This window comes from Fictibacillus sp. WQ 8-8, assembly GCF_024494405.1.
Taxonomy (GTDB): domain Bacteria; phylum Bacillota; class Bacilli; order Bacillales; family Fictibacillaceae; genus Fictibacillus_C; species Fictibacillus_C marinisediminis.
Genome location: NZ_JAMXKG010000003.1, coordinates 576,771 through 599,967, shown reverse-complemented (window position 1 = coordinate 599,967; position 23,197 = coordinate 576,771). Strand labels below are relative to the sequence as shown.

Sequence of the window (23,197 nt, the reverse complement as noted above, 5' to 3'; positions counted from 1 at the left end):
CTATTTCGCTCCAATCGCTTCTGCAGCTACTTTCCGGTCATCAAAATCCAGAACGTCTTTTCCGATAATTTGGTAGGTTTCATGCCCTTTTCCGGCAACCAGGATAATGTCATTGTCATCTGCGATTTCTACCGCGTAGATGATCGCATCTTTTCGGTCTGGCTTAATGATGTATTCGTAGCCCTGAACGCCTTCTTTCATATCCTCAAGTATCGCAAGGGGATCTTCTGTCCTGGGATTATCGGAAGTAAAGATGGCAACATCCGAATGCTCTGCTGCAATCTTTGCCATCAGCGGCCTTTTAGTCCGGTCACGGTCTCCTCCGCAGCCTACTACAGAAATCACTTTTCCAACGGCAAATTCATTCACGGTTGTAAGTGCATTCTCGAGGCTATCAGGTGTATGGGCATAGTCAACGATTACCGTAAAGCTTTGGCCAGCATCAACCGTTTCAAACCGCCCCGGTACACCATTCATATTTTCCATGGTTTTGACAATAGAGTCAATCGGAATACCGGATAAAAGCGTAGCTGAAATCGCAGCAAGTACGTTGTATACTGAAAATTTACCGACTAGTTTTATGGAAACAGGCCTCTCTTCTAACGGCGTTACAAGAGTAAAGGAGGTTCCTTTTCCAGTCACCTTAATATCCTTCGCCATAATATCGCTTTTTTGTTCAATACCGTACGTTAATATTTGGGCGGCTGTCATTTTTTCGAACTCTTTTGAAGCCTCGTCATCCCTGTTAAGGATGGCGATCTTTTCCTTATTCCCGGCGTATGTATTACCGAGCTGAGCGAACAGAAGCCCTTTAGCTCTTAAATACGTCTCCATATCTTTATGATAGTCCAAATGGTCCTGGGTAAAATTCGTGAACACAGCGATGTCATAATCGCAGCCCCTGACCCTGCCCATATCCAGGGCATGGGAGGAAACTTCCATGACTGCACTCTCCACGCCCTGATCATTCATCTCTTTAAACGCTTTTTGAAGAAAAAGAGATTCCGGGGTGGTGTTGGATACTTTATGGCTGACTCCATTTATTTTCATATCGATGGTGCCTATCATGCCCGTTCGTTTCCCAGCATCTGAAAAAATCTGCTCGATCAGATGAGAAGTGGTCGTTTTACCGTTCGTTCCGGTGACCCCGATCAGATGCAGTTTACTTGTTGGGTAATCGTAAAATACATTCGCGAGCACCGCCATCGCCCTTTTGGTATCGTTCACTAAAATGACGGGCACCGAATCAATGCCCTCCAGAGGTTTTTCAGCCAATACTGCAGCTGCTCCGTTTTTTACAGCCTGCCCGGCATAGTCGTGACCGTCTACGGTAAACCCTTTGATGCAGACAAACAGACTTCCCGGTCCTGCTGCTCTGGAGTCCATTTCAATCGAAGTAATTTCAGCGTTCGTTTCATGATCTGTTTTATAGTTTAATAAATGATTTACTAGTGTCTTTAGTTCCACATTATCAAGACCTTTCTACAAGAGTTCACATCAGAAAAAGAAGCCAAGGCTATCGCCTGGCTATTAGCATTCAAGTCTATTTTAATCCTACCTATCCGGTTTGTCACCCAAAAACAGGCGAATAACTGAACCCGGCTTTAGTTTAACTCCAGGTTCCGGTGCTTGCTTTACTACATATTGCCCTCGTCCGGAGCTTTGGATTTTCAAATCATAGAGCAAGCCTTTGATTTCTTTCGTCGACTTGCCTACAAGATTGGGCACTTTGATCAGCTCCTGATCCTGCCACGTTTTTTTCTTTTCGATCTGGTTCTTCCGCTTCTCTACCCCCATCGCTCGTAAGGAGTCATCCACAATCTTTCCAACCATCGGCGCAGCAACTACACCTCCGAATTGAATGGTGTCTTTCGGGTTGTCGACCGCAACGTAAACAACGATCTGCGGATCATCTGCAGGAGCCATACCGATAAACGATACAATATGATTGTTCTGAAGATATTTTCCATTCTTAGCTTTTTGTGCTGTCCCTGTTTTTCCGCCTACACGATAGCCATCTACAAACGCATTGCCGCCAGTACCTTGTGCCACAACGGTCTCAAGTGCATGCCGGACTTCTTTTGATGTTTTCTCTGATATGACACGCCGTTTTAGTTTTGGCGTCTGCCTGCTCACCGTTTTCCCGGTCGCTGGATCAACCAGTTCCTTGGCAATGTATGGCTCATACAGATAACCACCGTTAATCGCAGCGGATACCGCTGCAACCTGCTGGATCGGCGTAACTGAAACCCCCTGGCCGAACGCGGTCGTTGCGAGCTCGAGCGGCCCTACGTTCTTCAGGTTAAACAATATTCCTGTTCCCTCTCCTTGAAGGTCGATACCCGTTTTCTGGCCAAATCCAAACTTTTGAATGTAGGAGAACAGTTTTTCTTTGCCAAGACGCTGCCCGAGAATAACAAATCCAGGGTTGCATGAGTTCTGAACTCCTTCCAAGAAGGATTGGCTGCCATGTCCTCCCCTTTTCCAGCAGCGCAGTTTCCTGCCGCCAACTTCAATAGATCCAGGATCATGAAAGTGGTCGTGCTCGAGATCAACTTTATTTTCTTCCAGGGCCGCTGCCAGCGTAATGATCTTAAATGTTGAACCGGGTTCATAGTTTGCCCATACCGGCAGATTTCGGTTATACACTTCCGGCGCAACACGGCGGTATTCTTCGGGATCAAAGTCAGGCCGGCTTGACATGCCAAGGATCTCACCGGTATTCGGGTTCATCGCAATGGCTACTGCTCCATCAGGATTGTATTTCGCCTGCGCGATGTCCAGTTCGCGTTCGATGATGGTCTGTACTTTTGAGTCAATGGTCAGTTTGAGGTTATAACCATCCTTTGGCCGCTCATAATCATCCGATAACGAGGGCATTCTACGTCCCCTCGCATCAGAAAAGAACGAAACATGTCCTTTTGTTCCTTTTAGCTGTTTATCATAATAGAGCTCCAGTCCCATAAGCCCCTGGTTGTCGATCCCGGCAAAACCCAACACATGGGAGAGATAGCTGCCGAAAGGATAGTGCCTCTTGCTGTCTTCAGCAATAAAGATACCAGGCAGGTTTAGCTCACGGACTTGATTCGCTTTTTCATTGCTGATCTTCCTGCCGCCTTGGTCCAGACGGATGATGGAAGATTTCTTGGTGATTTTTTTATATACATCAAGCTGGGAAATATCCAGCACGGCTGCTAATTTTTCAGACGTTTGAACAGGATCGCTGATCTGCCTTGGTATCACAAAGACAGTAGGCGCACTGATATTGGTTGCCAGCGGCACATTGTTCCGATCCAGAATTTCACCCCTCTGCGGTTCAAACGGAATATTCCGGCTCCATGAGTCAAGTGCTTTGCCTGTCAGCCAGTCTCCGATTACAAACTGTACATAACCAAGCCTGACTCCAATGATAAAAAAGAAGATCAGCCCAAAGGTAAGAACAAAAATTAACCGCCTACGTACCGTCACATTTGAAACACGCACATGATTACCTCCTCCACATGGCTCGTTTCAATATATGCTTGTACATAGGCGATTAGAACGGAATGGCAGTGTGCCATTCCGCCAATCTATTCTGTTCCGCCTCCGCTTTCATCGCTGAGATTCACGGAAGGCATCTGAGGCTTTTCAAACTCGACTGTCAGGTAATCTTTATCTTTGATTACCGATCCTTTTTTCAAACTCTGTTTCGATGCAAAACCTGAACCTTCTACGGAGGCGTCGATGTCCATGATCTTCGAAAATTTCAGGACATCTGTCAAAGACCATCCGGTAAGGTCCGGCATCTGTACATCACCTTCTGTCCGAAGGATGACCCTCTCTCCAGGAAGCAGTCCTGAAGAGGCAGAGGGCTGCTGGGAGATGACTTGGTTTCCGCTTCCAAGGGTCAGCACTTTCATCCCTTTCTGTTTCAGTTCATCTTCAGCTTTTGCAGACTCCTCACCGCTGTAATCATCGATTTTGATTGAACTGTCGGAAATTTTTCTTTTTGTTTCTTTTTCATCTTCAGGTTCAATGTTCAAGTATTGAAGGCTGTTTTTCATAACTGTAGTGAAGACGTCTGACACCGGGTAAGATCCGAGCTCATTATTCTTTAAATGAGGGCGGTCAACAGCGACATAGACGAGCAGCTTAGGATCGTCTTTAGGAGCCATACCCATGAAAGAAAAAACATTTTGTCCCCATCCGTGAGCATATCTTCCAGTCTCTTTATCTACCACCTGTGCTGTACCTGTTTTGCCAGCGACAGAGTACCCTTTGATCTGATAAGGCTTTCCTGTTCCTTTCGTCACAACGGTCTCTAAAATATCGCGGACTTCTTTTGATGTTTTTTCTGAAATCGGTCTTCCTGCCACTTCCGGTTTGTGCTGCAGCAGCACTTTTTTGTCGGAGGGATCCACCACTTTGTCAATCACATACGGCTTCATCATTTTACCGCCGTTCGCTATTGCTGTTGCCGCCTGGATCTGCTGGATTGGTGTTACTGTTGTCCCCTGTCCGAATGCGGTGGTGAGTTTTTCAATCTCATAGTTGTAGAGGATTCTTCCGGATTTTTCATTCGGCAGATCAATGCCGGTTGGACGATCCAGGCCGAACTTTTTCAAGTAATTTAAAAGCCGGTCATAGCCTAGCTTCTCTCTCGCAAGCTTGGAGAATAGCACGTTGGAAGAGTTTTGAACCCCTTCATTGAAGGTGATCGTTCCCCAGCCAACTTTGTTATGATCGCTGATCGGCCGGTTGTGGGGAATCTTGTATTGGCCTGATTTATAAGTTTCATTGCCATTGTACACCCCTTCTTGGATCGCAGCCGCCAATGTAAAGATTTTCATCGTAGATCCTGGCTCGTAAGGATCTGAGATGGCAAGGTTCGTAAAGTCTTTAATGTTCCGCTTGTTCGGATTAAAAGCCGGCCGGTTGCTCATGGCCAATATCCTGCCCGTTTTCGGATCGGCTACAATACCGATAATCTTTTCAGGCTTATATTTTTTGTTCGCCTTATCCATCGACTGTTCGAGCACCATTTGGATTTTCTCATCGAGAGTTAAGTATACATTGGAACCGTTCTTCGGTTTCTTGATCTTTTCTCCTGGATCCGGAAGCTTTACGCCTTTCGTATCACTCTTGAACGACAGGCTTCCGTTTGTTTCTTTTAAGTATTTATCAAGCGTTTTCTCAAGACCGAAAGCCCCAGATATTTCATTTTCCCCCTGCTCATTCGTATAGCCGATCACGTAAGGAGCAAACGTTTGGTTTGGATAATATCGTTTCGTTTCCGGCCGAAAATCAATACCGTCTATTTTCATCTTTTCTATTTTTTCTTTATCGCTGTGGCTGATCTTTCTGCCGCCGGGAACTTGGACCTCAAACAATTTCTTTTTGCTCAGCGCTTCTTCGATCGTCCCTTCATCTGCATCCAGGACACCTGCCAGCTTGGAAGCAGCCGCTGCAGGATCCTTAATATGGGTCGGATACTTCTTGTCAAGTGTGGCTGTTACAGTATAGGATGGAATATCTTTGGCGATTGCCTGCCCGTGGCGGTCAAAGATTGTCCCCCTGTTGGCATCAAGGGTTTTGTGCCTCGTCCATTTTTCTTCTGCATAGGCTTTTAAATCAACATTTTCAATGTGTTTCGTATACGCGATGTAAAAAAATCTTCCTATCAACACAAAAAAGAGCAGGCTGAAAACTAACATGATAACCCCTGCTCCCCAATTAAATTTAAACTTATTTTCCATAGTTCAATACTCCGCCTTAATTTTCAAGCACTTTTACGTTTTTATCGTTAAGCGTCATCCCTAGCTTTTCTTTTGCAATTTTAAGAATGCGGTCGGGTGCACTTAGTTCTGTGACCTGCTGTTTGTAATCATCCACTACTTTATTTTCGTAGTTGATCGAACTTTGAACGGATTCGATGCTGGAGTTCACTTTATAGATTGAGGCGTAGTTTGACACCATGAAAATGGCGCCTGCAATAAGCATAAGGGAGGCAAAAACCCAAAGGAACTTTTCTCCTTTTGTTATTCGTGGGGTTCTGATTCTCGGTTGTGCTTGTTGCTGGACATATTTTTGTTTTGATTCTTGCTGATACTGTCTCTGTGTTTGATACGCTAAATTACTCAACCCATAACTCTCCTTTATTTTTGTTTTTCTGCTATGCGCAGTTTGGCCGATCGTGATCTCCTATTAACTTCAATTTCCTCTTCACGTGGTAGTATCGGCTTCCTTGTTATGTTTTTTAATACCGGCAAAAATTCTTCGGGTATGATCGGCAAACCTGGAGGCAGGGACGGTCCGGTACTGTGCTTTTTAATGATCGTTTTGCAGGCTCTGTCTTCCAGTGAATGGAAGGTAATGATGCTAAGTCTTCCGCCGATCGAAAGCAGCTCTATAGAATCCTCCAATGCTTCTTCGAACGCATTCAATTCATCATTGACTGCGATTCGGATGGCTTGGAACGTTCTTTTGGCTGGATGCCCGCCAGCTCTCCTGGCTGGTGCAGGTATGGCATCCTTGATCAGGTCCACAAGTTCTCCAGTTGTGTCAATCGTCCGATCTTTCCTGGCAGCTTCAATTTTTCTTGCGATCTGCTTAGCGAACTTCTCTTCTCCATACTGAAAAATAATTTTCACTAGCTTCTCATAAGGCCACTCATTAACTACTTCATGGGCAGACAGCTGAGCCGTCTGATCCATCCTCATATCTAGCGGCGCATCGTGCTGATAGCTGAATCCCCGATCTGCTTCATCCAACTGCGGCGAGGATACACCCAGGTCGAATAAAATTCCATCTACTTTCTCAATCCCACGATTATAAAGCTCTTCTTTAATGTAACGGAAATTGCTTTTAATAATGGTGAAAGTTCCTTCATATTCCTTAAGGGCAGCTTTTGCATGTTCAATGGCCGTGTCATCTTGGTCAAAAGCATACAGGTGGCCTGATGTCAGTTTTGAGAGTATGAGTCGGCTGTGGCCTGCTCCTCCAAGTGTACAGTCAACGTAAATTCCATCCGGTTTCACATCTAAGGCATTAACGGCTTCTTCTTTAAGTACGGTAATATGGTCAAACATGATGTATTCCTTCCTGTGTATAAAGTCAGAGAGTTTTTCATTTGGCTACAAATCAAAATCCATGAGGCTTTCAGCGATTTCACCGAAGGATTCCTCTGAAGCTGCGAAGTATTCTTCCCAAATTGATTTGCTCCAAATTTCAATTCTATTCGAAACACCTATCACTACGCAATCTTTTTCGAGGTTGGCGTACTCTCTAAGCTGAGGTGCCACGTTTACTCTCCCCTGTTTGTCCAATTGGCATTCTGCTGCACCGGAAAAGAAGAAGCGGGTGAAAGCTCTTGCATCTTTTTTTGTGAATGGCAAACTCTTCAATTTCTCCTCGATCACTTTCCATTCTTCAAGAGGATAACCGAATACGCATTTGTCCATCCCACGGGTTAGGATAAAGGTCGAACCAAGGTTTTCACGAAATTTAGCGGGAATGATCATACGTCCTTTTTCATCGATGTTATGCTGATATTCACCCATGAACATAGGACATCCCCCACTTTCTACCCTAACTCTACCACATTGCCCCACTTTTCACCACTAACAAATTATTCGCTAACAAAAAAAAGAATCCTGCTGTAGGGCAGGATTTTTTTATCTTTTTATTTCGTTTTTAATTTAACGTACATATACAAGTTTATGCTTGCCATTGAATTCAAGAGGCTGCTCTGTTAGCTGTTTAATCCAATCTGTTCCATAGCGGTTAATATATGAAAAAGCATTCCAAACTCTCTCCTGAAGCACACCATCCGGAGCGAGATCGCACTGCAGATGATCGAACAAAGCAAGAGGCTCCATTAATTCCTTTTTCATGGACCGCTCCATTTTTGTATGCAGATAATCAACTTCATTCTTGATTCTGTTTAGATTTATGTCCGTAAGCCTCTTAAGAGAAGGATCAATAGTGAGCGCCAGCATTTTCAGTTCTGTATAAGCCGCCTCGATCTTGGTCAATGTCTCCGTATAGACACCTTTCGTATCGATTGGTTTATGGCTTTCATACCAAGACTGTTTGTGTACTTCGGTTCCTTCCCGCAGAACATCCTCCACTTTCAACCCTGTTTCTTTCAGCTGTTTTTCATTCTTTCCAGTTACGATGGTCATGGAAAGCCTGGGTACTAGAGGCGGCATCTTAAAGCCAAAAAGATGAAATACTTCTTTAAGTGCAGACCAGTAGGCAATCTCGCCCGATCCTGCGATAAATGCCAAGACAGGAAACAGGCTTTCTTGCATGACAGGTCTGGTCACAACATTATTGCTGAAGAGTTCCGGCTTTTCTTTGGCATTAGCCATGAGCTGTTCTGAGGTGATGGTTACTTCCTCATTTTTCGTGAGGAAGTTACCGCTATCATCCCGAAATAACAGCAGTCTTTCTTCATTATGATAGATAAACAAGTGGGCGTTGTTCTCTTGAAGCTCTACCGGGGCAGAAAACCCTCGACCGGTTAATTGTCCGATGCCAGCAGCAAAAGCCTCATCCACCTCTATGTTGCGAAGAATCATTTTTTCCAAGGTTTCTGTCTGAAGCCGCTTAAAATGCGGTTCCCCAGAGTCCACTAAAACCAAACCGTATTCACCAAATAGATCTGTAATAAATTGAGCAAACGAATGAACCGCTGTTTTAGAAGATTTGAAGATCTCTTTTACTTTTGAAAGTACTTCTTTTGTGAATTCCGTTTCTCCAAACTCCCTAAAAACAGATTCAGCCCACTCCGCCGCCATCACGCTATCCCACTCCATTAAGGTTGCAGAAGTCTTTAACGGGCTAACCGGTGGAAGGGAGCGTTTTTTAGGGCCTCCGTTCCGTTCGACATTCACATGATTGATCTCATCATAATCATGGTCTTCACCAGCAATCCAAAAGACAGGAACGACAGGAACACCCAGCTGCCGTTCCTGAATACAGGCAAATTGTATAATGCTGATGCATTTGTATATGGTTAACAGCGGGCCGGTAAGCAATCCCGCCTGTTGTCCGCCGATCACTGCTGCACTTTTAGGGTTTCTTAGTTTTTCGATGTTGGTTAAGGTTTGTTTTGAACAGGAAAATTGAAAATTATAATCAGAAAGATAATTCGCCAATTTTTCACGTTCATACTCTCTGCTGCCGATATCCGAAATCCGTTGTTCCATCATTTCAGCAGTAAACCCATTGTAATCATAGAGGTTTTCCACTGAAGGATCAGCAGCTGAATATGATGCGGCTATTTGGTTTTTATCTTGAAGAGGGAATTCATCGATCCTCATATAAGTACGTCCTTTCTCTATGTATACAACTGCTTATAGAGTATAGCAAACTACAGGTTCATCACCAAAATGAAATGCTCGGAGAAAAGTACAGAAATTAAGAAAACAAAACAAGACTCTTCATTGTAACTTATGCGAAAAGAAGAACAACATTCAATAGAAGGTGAACCACTGCGCTTTTATGGTTCTAATGCCTTGATTCCATGATAGACAAACTTCGTGTAAGGAAGATGCATCCCCTTATGATCAGCGACCATAAGAAGATATCCACTGATCGCTTCGATCTCTGTTTTTCGTCCTTCTTCAATATCCCTTAACATTGAAGACCGATTTTCCGCTGTTCTTCTGCAGACATTCCTTACATGCTCCCAAAGAGCATCCGTCTCTCCAATACCTAAAACACCACAGGCTTCTTCAAAAAGAAGTTTCGCCATTACTCTTAAATGAGCATTCCGCTCAATGTCACCATTCTGAACACGGAACAATGAGGTTAATGGATTGACCACACTGTTTACCACAAGTTTTTCCTTCATGATGGAATCAAGCCTGTCTTTTGATTCAATACTGAAGTTTCCTGTTATCATTCTTCCCCAAAATGCATTGTCAATGCCGCCCCGGTAAGAGGCGAGCTTAATTTTCCCATTTCCGGTATGCCGCACTTCATGATCACTGATCTTAAGCGCTCCATGTTCAATGATGCCGGCCAAAATATTCTGCTGGGGCAGGGAATCCAATGAATCCACATGCCCCATTCCGTTTTGTATAAAGAGCAGTGTACTGTCTAAAAACCTCTGGCTGGAACGTAAAATAGCATAGACAGCAGGCAGCTGATGCTGTTTTACACAAACAACCGTATAATGCGGTTCTTCTTTGTATTCATCAATCAGACTCGCAGAAACTGGATATGTTTTTTCAGTACCTGAAGCGGACCTGCAGCTCACACCATTTCGTTTGATGGCGTTTGCCTGCTGGCCTGTCCTTGTGCAAACTGTAACCTCTTGGCCTTCTTCTGAAAAAAATGCTGCGAGGAGCAGGCCGATGGATCCTCCTCCGATTATGGCAATTTTCATGGACTCCTCCTAATCCCTATGTATCGTCGTATTTTCTTCATATTATCATATCTTGACACAAAAAAGACCTCCGCCAAAAACAGCGGAGGGATCCTTTATACCGGATAGACAGGATGCTTTCTTTCACTAAACACCATATCTTTTGATTCAAAAAAGACGAGTCTGTGATAGAGCGTCTCCCTTAAAGCAGAAGGTTCAACAATATCATCAATAATCAGCTCAGAAGCCAATTTATACACGTCAATATGCTCTTTGTATTCCTGTTGTTTCTGCTGGACATACATCACGCGTTCTTTCGGATCTTCAATCTCATTAATTTTGTTTGAATAAACTGCATTTACCGCAGCTTCTGGGCCCATAACAGCAATTTGCGCGGTAGGAAGCGCGATACAGCAGTCCGGTTCAAACGCAGGGCCAGCCATCGCATAAAGTCCAGCTCCATAGGCTTTTCTTACGATAACAGACAGTTTAGGAACCGTGACATCACTCATGGCGGCAATCAGCTTGGCTCCATGGCGGATAATGCCCGCTCTTTCTACTTTCGTACCAATCATAAAACCAGGTACATCCGCCAGGAAAATAACAGGGATATTGAAAGCATCACACAGCGTGATAAATTTAGCGGCCTTATCGGCTGAATCAACAAACAGCACTCCGCCTTTCACTTTTGGCTGATTGGCGATCAATCCGACCGGGCGGCCCTTTATTCTTGCAAAACCGGTAACAATTTCTGCAGCGAAAAGCTTCTTCATCTCAAAAAAGCTGTCTTCATCCACAATTCTGCTGATAAATTCATACATATCAAAAGGCACGTTCTGGTTCTTTGGCACGATATCGCTGATCTCTCTTCCAGAAACTGGAGCCTTCTCTTCTGTAAAAGCAGGCTTATGCTTGTAATTGGCCGGAAAATAAGAAAGGTACTTTCTCGCATAGCTGACCGCTTCTTTTTCATCTGCAGCGAGGATATCCCCGCAACCGCTCACCGAACAGTGCATCCTTGCTCCGCCCATTTCTTCCAGGGTAACTTTTTCGCCGATTACTTTTTCAGCCATTCTTGGTGAGCCCAGATACATGGACGCATTCTGGTCAACCATGATAACAACGTCACAAAATGCAGGAATGTATGCTCCGCCTGCAGCAGAAGGTCCAAAAAGGAGGCAGACTTGAGGAATCATGCCTGACATTTTTACCTGATTATAAAAAATCCTTCCAGCTCCCCTGCGATTCGGGAACATGTCAATCTGATCGGTAATCCGTGCACCTGCAGAATCGACCAGATAAAACATCGGAACTTTCAGCCGCTGTGCTGTTTCCTGGATACGAATAATTTTTTCCACAGTCCGGGCACCCCACGAGCCCGCTTTAACCGTAGAATCATTCGCCATCGCACATACCGTCTGTCCGTTTACCTTGCCCGTTGCCGTGATGACACCATCAGCGGGAAGATCTCCCGCCTGGCTGTTTGCAAACAGTCCGTCTTCTTCATGAAATTCACCTTCATCAAATAACAGCGAGAGACGTTCTCTTGCAAACATCTTATTTTGAGAGGCGTTTTTAGCATGATATTTTTCCGCACCGCCTGCTTTAATCTTGCTGACAAGTACTTCATAGGACGATTCTGTCTTCGTTGAATCCATCGTTATCCCTCCATCTGCGTTAAAGAGTGAGCGCTCGTTCAGTTTTTCTCCGTAACCTTAAGCCAGAGTAACTAGAACGTCTCCTTCATTTACGAAATCTCCAACCGCTACTTTAATCTCTTCTACTGTCCCTGCCGACTCTGCTTCGACCGGTATTTCCATCTTCATTGATTCGAGGATGATCACACTCTGTCCCGCTGATACCTGGTCTCCTTCTGATACAGCAATATTCCATACTGTTCCTGCCATTGATGCGATAACCTGTTTCATTCTCATACACTCCTACGTATTTTATTGTTCTGTAACCTTTGGCTTCTCACTTAAAAAACCTGTCGTATAGACCCCTTTTTGAAAATCAGGATCCTCAAGAACCTTTTTGAAAAGAGGGGCATTTGTTTTTATCCCTCTGACCTCAAACTCGTTAAAAAACTCAGCTGCTTTCTTTAGGCACTGCTCTCTGTTGGAATCGCTTACAATAATCTTCGCAATCATTGGGTCATAAAACGGAGAGACAGTGTTTGTTGCTGCATAACCTGCATCAATTCGGATCCCTTCTCCTTGAGGGAACGAAAGAACTTCAATTTTTCCTGGTGAAGGAAGAAATTTAACAGGATCCTCTGCATATAGGCGGAATTCCATACTATGGCCTTTCTGCTGCACTTCATTCTGCAGGAGCGGGAGCGATTTTCCTGAAGCCACTTCAATCTGCCATCTCACAAGATCCAACCCGGTCGTCATTTCCGTTACGGGGTGTTCGACCTGAAGACGGGTATTCATTTCAAGAAAATAAAAATGCCCATCGCCATCAACGATAAATTCCACTGTACCCGCATTCGTATAGGAAACAGATTGAGCAGCTTTCACTGCGGCTTCACCCATTTCTCCACGCAGTTTCTCAGTTAAATAAGGTGAAGGTGATTCTTCAATGACTTTTTGATGCCTCCTCTGAATGGAACAGTCTCTTTCAAACAAATGGATGATGTTTCCTTGGCTGTCTCCAAATACTTGAACTTCAATATGGCGGGCAGGGCTGATAAATTTCTCTATAAACATACGGTCGCTGCCAAAATACATTTTAGCTCGCTGCTGGCTGGAGAGGAACTGCTTTCGAAGGGTTTCTTCATCGTCACAGCGGACCATACCGATCCCGCCGCCTCCTGCGCTTGCCTTAAGCATAACAGGATAGCCGATCTTGCCAGCGATAGATGCCGCTTCTTCTACATCTGCAATCGGTTCAGTCGTTCCAGGGACAACAGGGACACCCGCTTTCTCCATGGTTTTTCTCGCCTGAACTTTGTCTCCCATGGCCTCCACTACGTTCGGGGACGGACCGATGAACGTTATGCCTAGTTCTTCTATTTTTTTAGCAAACTCCCCGTTCTCGGAGAGGAATCCATAGCCTGGATGAATCGCATCAACCTTTTCAGATTGTGCAATCTCAATGATTTTGTCCTGGTTCAAGTAAGATTTAATGACCGGGGGTTCTCCCAGATGATAAGCACGAGTGGCCTGCTGAACGTAGGGAAGTTCCTTGTCAGCATCCGAAAAGACCACAATCGATTCTATTCCCATTTCCGAACACGTTTTAACGATTCGTCCGGCAATTTCTCCCCGGTTAGCGATCAATATTTTCTTCACTTTATATCCTCCCTTCGATGCCTCATTGTCGTATATTCGACAAAAAATATTTTTTTCCTTTTGTAAGCGGCAACAAAACGAATATTTCTTTTTTAAAGAATTTTTCGCATAATTAGTATATACTAAAAGAAACATAATCAACAGAGTCATTCGAGGGGGAACGAGTTATGAGCACCATGGAAACGTATACAGTTAAACGCTTAGTCATCAACTATAAAACATTAGAAGAATTTAAACAGTTCAAAGAATACGGTATTCAGGAGCTGTCTATGCTCGAGGATCTTCAAGATAACATTATTGAAAATGACAGTGAGTCTCCTTTTTACGGAATCTATTTTGGCGACAAATTAGTGGCCAGGATGAGCTTATATAGAATTGAGGCAGCATACGACCGTTATTTCAGTCCACCACAGGATTATTTTGAATTGTGGAAGCTGGAAGTACTGCCGCAGTATCAAGGGAAAGGCTATGGTAAAACGCTGGTTCAATTTGCACAATCGTTCAATCTTCCAATTAAAACAAATGGAAGACAGCAATCGAGCGGGTTCTGGGAGAAAATGGGCTTTGAAGCCGTTACCTACAATGAAGAAAGGGACCGCGGGGAAAACCCTTATGTGTCCTATCCAAAAGGGGTAACTGAACAAGCGCTATAATTAAATAAGCAAAAATAAAAAAAGATGGCGCTCTCCGCCATCTTTTTTTATTTTTCAAGTTTTTGAAGGCCATCTACTTTGAATGTCAGATGATTGCCGCCTTCTTCATCCGTCGCCACCATTTTTCTAGCACGGTCCATGATTTCTATCAGTGCTTTATAATCTTCACAAACGAGCTGGTATTCATGATTTAATTTCTGAAGATGGGACTGAAACTGAGCATTTTGTGTTTTCAGTTCCTCCACTTGATTCCGAAGATTAGCCAGCTCTTGGCCCGAACGGCGTTCTTCAGTAGATTTAAAATTCTTCAAGAAGACAATGACATCATCCAGTGATAATGACTTTTCCTTCGCAACGACATATTCATCTCTTTTACCATCATGCCTCGAAACGTCTACACGGCTTTCCTCATAATCAATCTTATCTTTATTTCTTTCTTTCCGCTGCTTTTTTGCTATAGCGATGGCTGATTCATACCTTTTTCTGATCAAAGAATTCCATCTGAACCCACAGGCCGCAGAAGTACGTGACAGTTTTTCTCCCACTTCTTCAAACGCTGCCAGCTGAGTGCTCCCTTCCCTGATATGGCGAAGTACAACATCTGCTAGCAATACATCTTCATCCTGGTTCCAAGCATCCTGGCGAACAACAGTCAACCTAATCCCTCCATCTTTTATGTCGTTTTTACATAGTTATGCAATTAATAGAAAAGATAGACTTTTGTTCTATTAATAAGAGGTCTCCATCGTACGTTTTCCATTTCGCCAGGATACTATACTTAGTAAAAAGATCAAGGCAAATCAGTTGCTGTTATTGAAAAATGCTGCCACAGCATGGTGATGATTTTCTGATTCCCAGAGCTTTGCACATGTTTTTATTTCTTCATCTGCTCTTGTATTAATTTCTTGGAAGGGAAGGCTGCGAAGATATACCTGTTTATAGGCCTTCAGCACATCAACCGAATGTTCCGTATACCTTCTTAAATATTTAGTGCACTCTGTTTGAATGTCACCGTCTTTTATCAGATACTGTAAAAATCCTTTGTCGGCTGCATGTTTCGCCGTCAGCTTTCCTGCGCTCCACAGCATATCCAGTGCATCCAGTTTCCGTACCCTCTCCATGAGATAGGTGCCGCCTCCCCATCCTGTTGTAATCCCGAGCGTTCCCTGTACGAAGCCCATCTTCACATTCGCCGAAGCGATCCTGACATCACAGGCAGACGCGATTTCACATCCGCCTCCTACTGCCGTTCCATTGATCAAGGCGGCAGTTGGCTTCGGAAAGAAAAACAGGCTCTTCAGCACTTCACCCATCCTCGAAAGCATAATGTGAGCTTGTCTTTCTGTTTTGAGACCTGAAAAAGCCCGTAAATCTCCCCCAGCACAAAATGCCCGGTTTCCAGCTCCTCTGATCACTAAGACTTTTACTTTATCATTTTGATTGACTTGAGTTATGTATTCCTCTAATTGCTCCATTACCTCAAAATCCACGGCATTTCTGACTTCAGGACGGTTGATGGTGATCCATCCGATCTCATCTTCAATTGTATACAGTACTTTTTCCATCTAATTCCCCCTTTACGTCACACATATAGTTCGTTTTTAAGCGGGAAAATCCTTTAATTGATCAATAAATCCTCAATTTACATATATATAAAAAAACAGGAAGCAGATTTGCTTCCTGTTTCTTCTTATTTGCTGCTGATTACTTCTTTTCCTTTGTAAGAACCGCATTCACGGCATACGCGGTGAGAAAGTTTGTATTCTCCACATTGTGGACATTTTACCATACCAGGCATTTCAAGCTTGTAATGAGTACGGCGCTTTGCTTGGCGGGTTTGGGAAGTTCTGCGAAAAGGTACTGCCATGTTATCCACCTCCTTAAAATGGGGTATTGGTTTTGTCTGAAACATACATCAGATTTTCCAATTTTACGATTTGTCTTTGTCAAAAAACTTGGCAAGATCCGCAAGTCTAGGATCAATCTTCTTCTTGCGGTCTTCCTCAGTAACGACCTGCCATCCTTCTCCTTCAGGCGGAGCCTTCTTATCCTTAACATCAGGTCCGGCTACCACTTTGATTGGCTTTTCAAGCAGAATATGCTCTTGTATATAAGGCATCAGATCAAGGAAATGCCCTTCTACCGTGTGAAGGTTCTCCTCTTCAGCCGGTACCGTATATGAAGGATCCAGAAGAAAAATTTCGGTTGTCTTTATCGAAAATGGAAAATGGACATCTGCCAATGTGTTTGAGCAGGGAAGGACCATTTCTCCCTGAATTTTCAGGTAAAAGGTGGCTTTCTGCTGAGTAACATCGGCATGTCCGCTAACATGAACAGGCGGTATATCGCGAATTTCCTTATCAAGCGATTTAAGTTCACTTGCATCAACATACTCATCAAATTCAAGCGGTTTTCGATAAAAGTTTTTTAATTCCTGTAGTGACCAATTCATCTATTTTCACCTCAAGGCAACAGTAATAATTATATCGGCCATAAAGAGAAATGTCAACATAATATCTTTACAGCATGTTCTTTAAAGAAGCGGCGATTAACGTTAAACTAGAATAAGTACTATGTTTATTCAAAAAGGAGGTTAATCCGTGAAAGCCTGCGGAATCATCGTCGAATATAATCCTTTCCATAATGGACATTCTTATCATTTGCAACAATCAAAAAAACAATCAGAGAGTGACATAATTGTTGCCGTTATGAGCGGGAATTTCCTGCAGCGCGGTGAACCCGCCATCCTCTCGAAATGGGACCGGTCAAGAACGGCCCTTATGGGAGGCGCTGACCTTGTTATTGAACTACCCTATCTGTTCGCCGTATCACCTGCACCTATTTTTGCACAATCCAGTGTCTTTCTTTTAAATGAAATGGGTGTTGATGCTATCTGCTTTGGCAGTGAATCAGGAAACATGGATTCATTCTACCATACAATTTCAGAACTGGAGAAGAATAAAACTCTATATGATCAATCTTTTCAATCGTTTATAAAACAAGGGTATTCATTTCCGAAGGCTTCTTCCCTTGCGGCCGATTCACTTATGTTAAGCAGCAATACCCTCGATCTGGCCAAGCCCAATAATATTTTAGGCATTGAATATGTAAAAGCAATCCTCGATCAGGAGTTCCCCATCAAGCCTAATACCATTAAACGGATCGGGGCCGCCTATCACGAAGATCAAATCACTGCACATAAAATTGCAAGTGCAACCGCCATAAGAAAGACTTTATTTGAATCTGAAAATATAAGCACAAACGAAATTAAGGAAGCGGTTCCAGATTATACACGGGATATACTAGAGAGTCACCTTCAGGAAACAGGACAATTCACTACATGGGAGTCATTATATCCAATCCTCCGGTATAAACTGCTCTCATCAACACCAGAACAGTTAAGTGAGCTGTATGAAACAGAAGAGGGCTTGGAGCACCGCCTCCGTTCAGTTATCTCAGGCGCAAATAATTTTCATGAGTTTATGGCTGCCTTAAAAACCAAACGCTATACATGGACAAGGCTTCAGCGAATGTGCCTTCATATCCTGCACAATATTAAAAAAGAAACAGCTGCAGAATGGGTTCGCAAAGGGCCTCCATACATACGCATTCTGGGAATGAGCAGTGAGGGGCAGAGGTACTTAAGAATGCGCAAAAAAGAGGTCACTGTACCAATTGTAACCACAGTCTCACAGTACAGTCACCCTATGCTGGAGCTGGAACAGCGTGTCTCGTCCATTTATTATGCCGGATATCCGCAAGCGGTTCTTTCCAAAAAAATAAAGGAAGAGTATAGTACTCCTCCCTTACGCTTTGACAGAAGCAAGGGCCTCTTTCTATAGGCCTTTGCTATTTTATTTTAATTTGTTCAGGTAGTTGATTGCGTCATCCATTTTTTTAACTGGTATGATCTTCATATCCGTTTTAATATCTTTCGCTGCTTTTACAGCATCTTTGTAATTGTTGGCACTGACAGGTGCAAAAAAGATTTCAGCACCTGCTTTGTCCGCTGCCACAATCTTCTGCTGAATGCCGCCGATCGGCCCGACTTCCTCATTAATATTAATCGTTCCTGTTCCCGCAATCTTGTGTCCCTTCGTCATATCGCCTTTTGTCAGCTGATTTAAGATTTCCAGAGAAAACATCAAACCTGCTGAAGGGCCGCCGATTTCACTTGTTTTTATGTAGATCGGCGGATCAACTTTAATCTCCACATCTGTTACAGGATATGTAATGCCGATGCCCGCTCTTTTTTCATTGTTCTGGCTGAGTTTTTTAGGGAATTTAGCAAGTGCTACGGTTTTCGCAAATGTCTTTTTGCCTCTGAGGACTTTTAATTGCACTTTGTCTCCCGCTTTTTTCCCTGCCAATTTTTTTAGCAGCTCTTCTGTTGTTTTTACCGGTTTTCCTTCTAATTCCGTAATCTCATCCCCGACTTTTAGCTTTCCTTCTGCAGGCATACCTGAAATAATTCCGGTGACATAGACACCTTTGCTGATGATTTTTACATTTTTTCCAGCTTTCCGGTAAGCTACTACTGTAGCTGCGTGCTGAGAATCCTGCATCATCTGAAGCTGCCGCTGGTTGTATTCTTCATCTGTTTCATCGTCGGAACGAACTTCATTTGCCGGCAGAAGTTCACGGTAATCGCTTACTTTTGCATATAAATATTGAGGGATATTTGCTTTTCCGATCCGTACGGTGGTCAGCATAAAGCTTCCCTTTTCTTTATCGCCGTCTTTTACATGAATAATGGGTGCCAGTTCATTGGCACTTCCCGGTGATGTCACATAATAAGGCAGTGGATACAGTGCGATGACCAGCGCCAGCACGATCACCCCAAGAAGTGATAATTTACTAATCCGGCTCGATCTCCGGGGGTTTTGATGGTCTTTCATGATTGTTCTCCTTCCATTTCTCAATTCTGCTTTTAATCATCTCAATTTTACTTTTCCCAGCTTCTTCTCCAATTAAGATGATCTCACTTACATTCTTAAAAGCTGTCGAGCTATATTGTTCGACCATCGGCCTGATCATAATATCAGCTGAGATCTCATGATAGCGGACAATTTCTCTTTGCATGATATCAATGCTTTGGACAATAACATCCAGAATGGAAGCCATCTCCGGCTGAGCTTTAAAATGAGAGATATCTACAGCAATCACAATATCTGCTCCCATTTCCCTTACAACAGCAGCCGGCACTCTTTCGATCACTCCTCCGTCAACGAGCAGCCTGCCGCCTATTTTTTCAGGTACAAAAATGCCAGGAATTGAAATGCTTGCCCTGACCGCCTCGGCAATCGGTCCTTTTCTAAAAACAATTTTTTCACCTTTGATCAAATCAGTAGCAACAATGGAAAGCGGGATGATGGTGTCTTCAATCTTTTTATTTTGTGTGAGCAGGCGGACCAGTTCTTTTATTTTTTTTCCTGAAACAAACCCCATTTTAGGAACTGTATAATCCATATAATACTTTCTTTTAAATAAAGTTGCCATTTTTATGAGATTCTCATTATTATGCCCCATTCCAACCATAGCTCCGACTAGGGCACCCATACTGCTTCCCGCGATCATATCAATCGGTATTTCCGCTTCACGGAGTGCCTTGATTACTCCTATATGTGCAAAGCCCCTAGCTCCACCTGACCCTAGTGCCAAACCGATGATCGGCCTCTGCATTACAGACTCCTCCTAACCTTTTGTCCTTTTTAAGATATGGTCTAATTAACTTGCCTATACGTATAAATATATAGATGGACAAGGGATGGCTCTTTAGTCTCACTTGATGAAACGGGGGATGAAAGTGAAATGGAATTTTTATAAATCTATCGTACTCTCTATAGCCGCGATCACGCTCGCTGCTGCGGTTATGATCTTTCCAAAAGCGGCGTTTGCGGCATCGCTGGACGGTTTAGAGATGTGGTGGGAAGTTGTTTTCCCTTCTCTTTTACCCTTTTTTATCCTTTCCGAAATCTTGATCGGGTTTGGTGTTGTTCATTTTTTTGGCGTGCTGTTTGAGCCTTTAATGCGCCCTTTGTTCAAGGTTCCCGGTTCTGGGGGATTCGTCTGGGCAATGGGGCTTTCATCCGGTTTTCCGGCTGGAGCCAAACTTACGGCCAGACTGTGGCAGCAAAAAGAAATCACTACGATTGAAGCAGAGAGACTCGTTTCTTTTACGAACTGTTCGAACCCGCTGTTTATCTTTGGAGCAGTGGCTGTCGGTTTTTTTAACAATCCGTCTCTCGGTATCGTTTTGGCCTTAAGCCACTATGCAGGAAACATTCTTGTCGGCCTCACCATGAGATTCCACGGGAAGAAAATGATGAAAGGGGAAGATTCGAACCGCTTTTTAACAAGGTTCAAGCCGTTAAGCGCTCTGCAAAAAATGCATCAGGCCCGGCTGGCTGACGGCCGGCCCATCGGAAAGCTGTTAGGAGATGCTGTTCAATCATCTACCAGTACACTTCTGATGATCGGAGGATTTATCATCTTGTTTTCAGTGATCAATAAGGTTTTAAGCCTGTTGGCGATAACGCCTGTCTTTGCACACCTGCTTGAAAAATGTCTTTCGATCCTCTCTATTTCAGGCGTCCTCAGCTATCCGCTCATAACGGGCTTATTTGAGATCACTCTCGGCAGCAAGCTCGCCAGCGAAAGCACAAGCATGCTTTTACAGCAATGCATTATTGTCAGTTTCATTCTCGCCTTCAGCGGCTTTTCTGTTCAGGCTCAGGTTGCCAGCATTCTTGCTGATACGGACATTCGCTTCAAACCGTTCTTTTTCGCCAGGCTTTTGCACGGTCTGTATGCTTCTGTACTAGCAGCGCTGTTCTTTCCCTTGTTTCTTTACAGTCATTCCAAAACATCAATAACTGTTTGGGCACAGAACCAATTGATGATGTACCCTTGGGATGAATATTGGCACTTCTTTATAAAAGCAGGTTCATATATGACACTTGCTGCTCTTATTCTTTCTATATTGATCTGGGGTCTTAAGCATTCGCTCAACAAAAAAAACCCCCGTTTTCATTAAAGAGGGGAACTGAACTTTTGTTTTAATGCGTCCTGTACGGCGGGGGGAACGAGTCCCTCTACAGATGCATGGTATTTAGCTGCCTCTTTAACGATACTTGAGCTTAAGAAGGAATACTGATTATTTGTCATCATAAAAAACGTTTCTACTTCTTCGTTCAGCTTTTTGTTGATGGATGCAATCTGCATTTCATATTCAAAATCCGATACTGCCCGGAGCCCCCTAAGTATGACGCTTGCTCCTACGCTTTTAACATAATCGATCAAAAGTCCGCTGAATGAATCGATCCGGACATTTGGAAGTTCACCTGTCACTTCCTGTAGCAGGCCTAACCGTTCTTCTACAGAAAATAATGGGCTTTTGCTCTGATTTTTCGCTACTACAACGATAACCTCATCAAAAACCTTTGCGCCTCGTTTGATAATATCCAAATGTCCAAGTGTGACTGGGTCAAAACTCCCAGAACAAACTGCTATATTCGGCATGCTCTCCACCTCTTGTCCAATGTATTTACTCTTCTCTACGTAAATATAAAGAAAGCTTAGTACTTCCGTAAGTCTCTTCTCTCACTCTTTCAAGACTTCCGATCGATGAAGGAAGGAGCACACCAGGATCGTGTTCAGCTACAACCTGAACTCCCTTGCTTAATAAGCCATATTCATCAAGTTTTGTTATGTCGTCGGCAATCCGCTGTTTCGCATAAGGCGGATCAAGAAGCACAAGGTCAAATTGAAACTCCCTTTTTTTCAGTGCCTTTAAGGCTCGCTGTGATTCTATTCTATAAACTTCTGTCTTTTCTTCATAACGGCATGCTTTAATATTATTCTTAATCGTCTCTGCTGCCTTTATGTCACGGTCCACAAAGATCATCTTATCCATTCCCCGGCTAAGAGCCTCTATTCCGAGCCCTCCACTGCCGCCGTATAAGTCCAGTCCAATTCCGCCATCAAAATAAGGGCCGATAATATTAAAAAGTGACTCTTTGATTTTATCTGTTGTGGGGCGTGTTGACTGTCCCGGAACAGCTTTCAAAGGCCTGCCCTTGCATTCACCTGAAATAACTCTCATTTTTCCACACCTTACATATCAATTTACGATTAATGGCTGCTTCCAGCTCTTATTCAACATTATCCTATCACACTTTTTTTAGAATAAACAGAAACTGTCAAGTTATTTTACAAGCCTAAAGTATAGAAAATTAGACAAGGGCTATACTAATCCTAACAACATCCCTAATGATGTTGTTGCCAACCGCGGAGAAGACTTACTTCCCCATAAGTTCTTCCTCCGGTTTCTCCTCTCCCATCGCCTTAAAGATAGTAAAAAGTGTTTTTACCTATCCTTGGGCAACCCGCAGATGTTCTGCGGGTTTTTTTTGATTCATAAAAAGCTCCCCTCCCTTTTCAGCCTCAGCCTTGTGTGCTAAAGTCAAAGAAAGAAAGGGGGATCAACGCATCCTATGATTCAGCGTTTTATTGAACTCGGAGAAGGTTATTCAGATATTTATGAACTAATGGAAATCGCCAAAACGAACAAAAAGAGACTCAGTCAGCTGCTCTGTCTAAGAACTGAAATCAACGGGATTCAAAAAGCCTCATTCATCGTAGTACTGCATCCCGCAGATGAAGGAAATTTCCAGCCTTTATACATATGCCGGGAAGGGATTCCGGCAGATTCAAAGCGATATCAGCTTTTTGAAGGGCTCTCCCGGAAACTGGAGAAGAAAATCATCACCTTTGACGTGAAACCTTCAGGAGACTTCGAAGAAAAAGAACTGTATTTTCACTATTTGACCGGCATTTTGCGTTTAAATTATCTAATTCCGCCATTGTTTTAAAATAAAAAGATGACCCAATCC

General features: G+C 43.5%; 23 protein-coding genes. 4 read left to right on the top strand and 19 right to left on the bottom strand.

The annotated features are described in order from the left end of the window. The 11 genes from M1K46_RS08485 to M1K46_RS08435 form a co-directional block, all read right to left on the bottom strand. The gene (locus M1K46_RS08485; RefSeq protein ID WP_256225704.1) at positions 1-1,467 is read right to left on the bottom strand and encodes a UDP-N-acetylmuramoyl-L-alanyl-D-glutamate--2,6-diaminopimelate ligase; all 1,467 of its coding nucleotides are present in this window, start codon (positions 1,465-1,467) and stop codon (positions 1-3) included. A gap of 87 nt (positions 1,468-1,554) precedes the next feature. Continuing rightward, positions 1,555-3,483, bottom strand: coding sequence for a stage V sporulation protein D (locus M1K46_RS08480; protein WP_053354584.1), 1,929 nt, complete (start codon positions 3,481-3,483; stop codon positions 1,555-1,557). An 86-nt stretch (positions 3,484-3,569) separates the two neighbouring features. After that, positions 3,570-5,735: a penicillin-binding protein gene (locus M1K46_RS08475; protein ID WP_256225703.1), complete on the bottom strand. Its 2,166-nt coding sequence runs from the start codon at positions 5,733-5,735 to the stop codon at positions 3,570-3,572. A 16-nt stretch (positions 5,736-5,751) separates the two neighbouring features. Then, a complete protein-coding gene (gene ftsL / locus M1K46_RS08470; RefSeq protein ID WP_053354586.1) occupies positions 5,752-6,120 on the bottom strand; it encodes a cell division protein FtsL in 369 nt (122 codons plus the stop codon). A gap of 14 nt (positions 6,121-6,134) precedes the next feature. Further along, on the bottom strand, positions 6,135-7,067 hold the full coding sequence (gene rsmH / locus M1K46_RS08465; protein WP_256225701.1) for a 16S rRNA (cytosine(1402)-N(4))-methyltransferase RsmH: 933 nt from the start codon (positions 7,065-7,067) through the stop codon (positions 6,135-6,137). Positions 7,068-7,112: 45 nt separating this feature from the next. Then, positions 7,113-7,544: a division/cell wall cluster transcriptional repressor MraZ gene (gene mraZ / locus M1K46_RS08460; protein ID WP_062231616.1), complete on the bottom strand. Its 432-nt coding sequence runs from the start codon at positions 7,542-7,544 to the stop codon at positions 7,113-7,115. Between the two features lie 132 nt (positions 7,545-7,676). Then, positions 7,677-9,305 carry a bacillithiol biosynthesis cysteine-adding enzyme BshC gene (gene bshC, locus M1K46_RS08455; RefSeq protein WP_256225700.1) on the bottom strand — a complete coding sequence of 543 codons (1,629 nt, stop codon included), beginning with the start codon at positions 9,303-9,305 and terminating at the stop codon, positions 7,677-7,679. A 179-nt stretch (positions 9,306-9,484) separates the two neighbouring features. Beyond that, a complete protein-coding gene (locus tag M1K46_RS08450; RefSeq protein ID WP_256225698.1) occupies positions 9,485-10,375 on the bottom strand; it encodes a 2-dehydropantoate 2-reductase in 891 nt (296 codons plus the stop codon). A gap of 95 nt (positions 10,376-10,470) precedes the next feature. Further along, a complete protein-coding gene (locus M1K46_RS08445; protein WP_053354591.1) occupies positions 10,471-12,012 on the bottom strand; it encodes an acyl-CoA carboxylase subunit beta in 1,542 nt (513 codons plus the stop codon). Between the two features lie 57 nt (positions 12,013-12,069). Next, on the bottom strand, positions 12,070-12,282 hold the full coding sequence (locus M1K46_RS08440) for an acetyl-CoA carboxylase biotin carboxyl carrier protein subunit (RefSeq protein ID WP_053354592.1): 213 nt from the start codon (positions 12,280-12,282) through the stop codon (positions 12,070-12,072). Positions 12,283-12,303: 21 nt separating this feature from the next. Then, positions 12,304-13,650: an acetyl-CoA carboxylase biotin carboxylase subunit gene (locus M1K46_RS08435; protein ID WP_091005315.1), complete on the bottom strand. Its 1,347-nt coding sequence runs from the start codon at positions 13,648-13,650 to the stop codon at positions 12,304-12,306. A gap of 176 nt (positions 13,651-13,826) precedes the next feature. Here M1K46_RS08435 and M1K46_RS08430 point away from each other — a divergent pair, with 176 nt between their 5' ends. Beyond that, positions 13,827-14,303 (top strand): N-acetyltransferase, encoded by a 477-nt coding sequence (locus M1K46_RS08430; RefSeq protein ID WP_053358284.1) that lies wholly within the window; start codon positions 13,827-13,829, stop codon positions 14,301-14,303. Between the two features lie 47 nt (positions 14,304-14,350). On the opposite strand, the gene M1K46_RS08425 is transcribed toward M1K46_RS08430, so the two are convergent. The 4 genes from M1K46_RS08425 to M1K46_RS08410 all read right to left on the bottom strand — a co-directional run bounded on the left by M1K46_RS08425 (position 14,351) and on the right by M1K46_RS08410 (position 16,755). Next, complete coding sequence (locus tag M1K46_RS08425; RefSeq protein ID WP_256225696.1) at positions 14,351-14,959, bottom strand: RsfA family transcriptional regulator; 609 nt, start codon at positions 14,957-14,959, stop codon at positions 14,351-14,353. A gap of 144 nt (positions 14,960-15,103) precedes the next feature. After that, positions 15,104-15,868 carry an enoyl-CoA hydratase/isomerase family protein gene (locus M1K46_RS08420; protein ID WP_256225695.1) on the bottom strand — a complete coding sequence of 255 codons (765 nt, stop codon included), beginning with the start codon at positions 15,866-15,868 and terminating at the stop codon, positions 15,104-15,106. 125 nt (positions 15,869-15,993) lie between these two features. After that, positions 15,994-16,170, bottom strand: coding sequence for a 50S ribosomal protein L32 (rpmF, locus tag M1K46_RS08415; protein WP_053354596.1), 177 nt, complete (start codon positions 16,168-16,170; stop codon positions 15,994-15,996). A gap of 63 nt (positions 16,171-16,233) precedes the next feature. Beyond that, positions 16,234-16,755 (bottom strand): YceD family protein, encoded by a 522-nt coding sequence (locus tag M1K46_RS08410; RefSeq protein ID WP_053354597.1) that lies wholly within the window; start codon positions 16,753-16,755, stop codon positions 16,234-16,236. Between the two features lie 148 nt (positions 16,756-16,903). Between M1K46_RS08410 and M1K46_RS08405 the strand changes: the two genes are divergently transcribed. Beyond that, positions 16,904-18,145 carry a nucleotidyltransferase gene (locus M1K46_RS08405; RefSeq protein ID WP_256225694.1) on the top strand — a complete coding sequence of 414 codons (1,242 nt, stop codon included), beginning with the start codon at positions 16,904-16,906 and terminating at the stop codon, positions 18,143-18,145. Positions 18,146-18,157: 12 nt separating this feature from the next. On the opposite strand, the gene M1K46_RS08400 is transcribed toward M1K46_RS08405, so the two are convergent. Further along, positions 18,158-19,201: a SepM family pheromone-processing serine protease gene (locus tag M1K46_RS08400; RefSeq protein ID WP_053354599.1), complete on the bottom strand. Its 1,044-nt coding sequence runs from the start codon at positions 19,199-19,201 to the stop codon at positions 18,158-18,160. Further along, positions 19,161-19,985, bottom strand: coding sequence for a patatin-like phospholipase family protein (locus M1K46_RS08395; RefSeq protein ID WP_062231601.1), 825 nt, complete (start codon positions 19,983-19,985; stop codon positions 19,161-19,163). Before M1K46_RS08395 ends, M1K46_RS08400 begins: the two co-directional genes overlap by 41 nt. Positions 19,986-20,103: 118 nt before the next feature. Between M1K46_RS08395 and ylbJ the strand changes: the two genes are divergently transcribed. Further along, entirely contained in the window at positions 20,104-21,339 is a 1,236-nt protein-coding gene (gene ylbJ, locus M1K46_RS08390; protein WP_256225693.1) for a sporulation integral membrane protein YlbJ, read from the top strand. Here ylbJ and coaD read toward each other — a convergent pair. Further along, positions 21,336-21,824: a pantetheine-phosphate adenylyltransferase gene (coaD, locus tag M1K46_RS08385; protein ID WP_256225692.1), complete on the bottom strand. Its 489-nt coding sequence runs from the start codon at positions 21,822-21,824 to the stop codon at positions 21,336-21,338. The two genes, ylbJ and coaD, sit on opposite strands and share 4 nt — an antisense overlap. A gap of 25 nt (positions 21,825-21,849) precedes the next feature. Next, positions 21,850-22,407, bottom strand: a complete 558-nt coding sequence (gene rsmD / locus M1K46_RS08380) for a 16S rRNA (guanine(966)-N(2))-methyltransferase RsmD (RefSeq protein WP_062231595.1) — start codon at positions 22,405-22,407, stop codon at positions 21,850-21,852. A 391-nt stretch (positions 22,408-22,798) separates the two neighbouring features. Here rsmD and M1K46_RS08375 point away from each other — a divergent pair, with 391 nt between their 5' ends. Next, a complete protein-coding gene (locus tag M1K46_RS08375; protein ID WP_256225691.1) occupies positions 22,799-23,176 on the top strand; it encodes a DUF7147 family protein in 378 nt (125 codons plus the stop codon). Positions 23,177-23,197 lie beyond the last annotated feature (21 nt).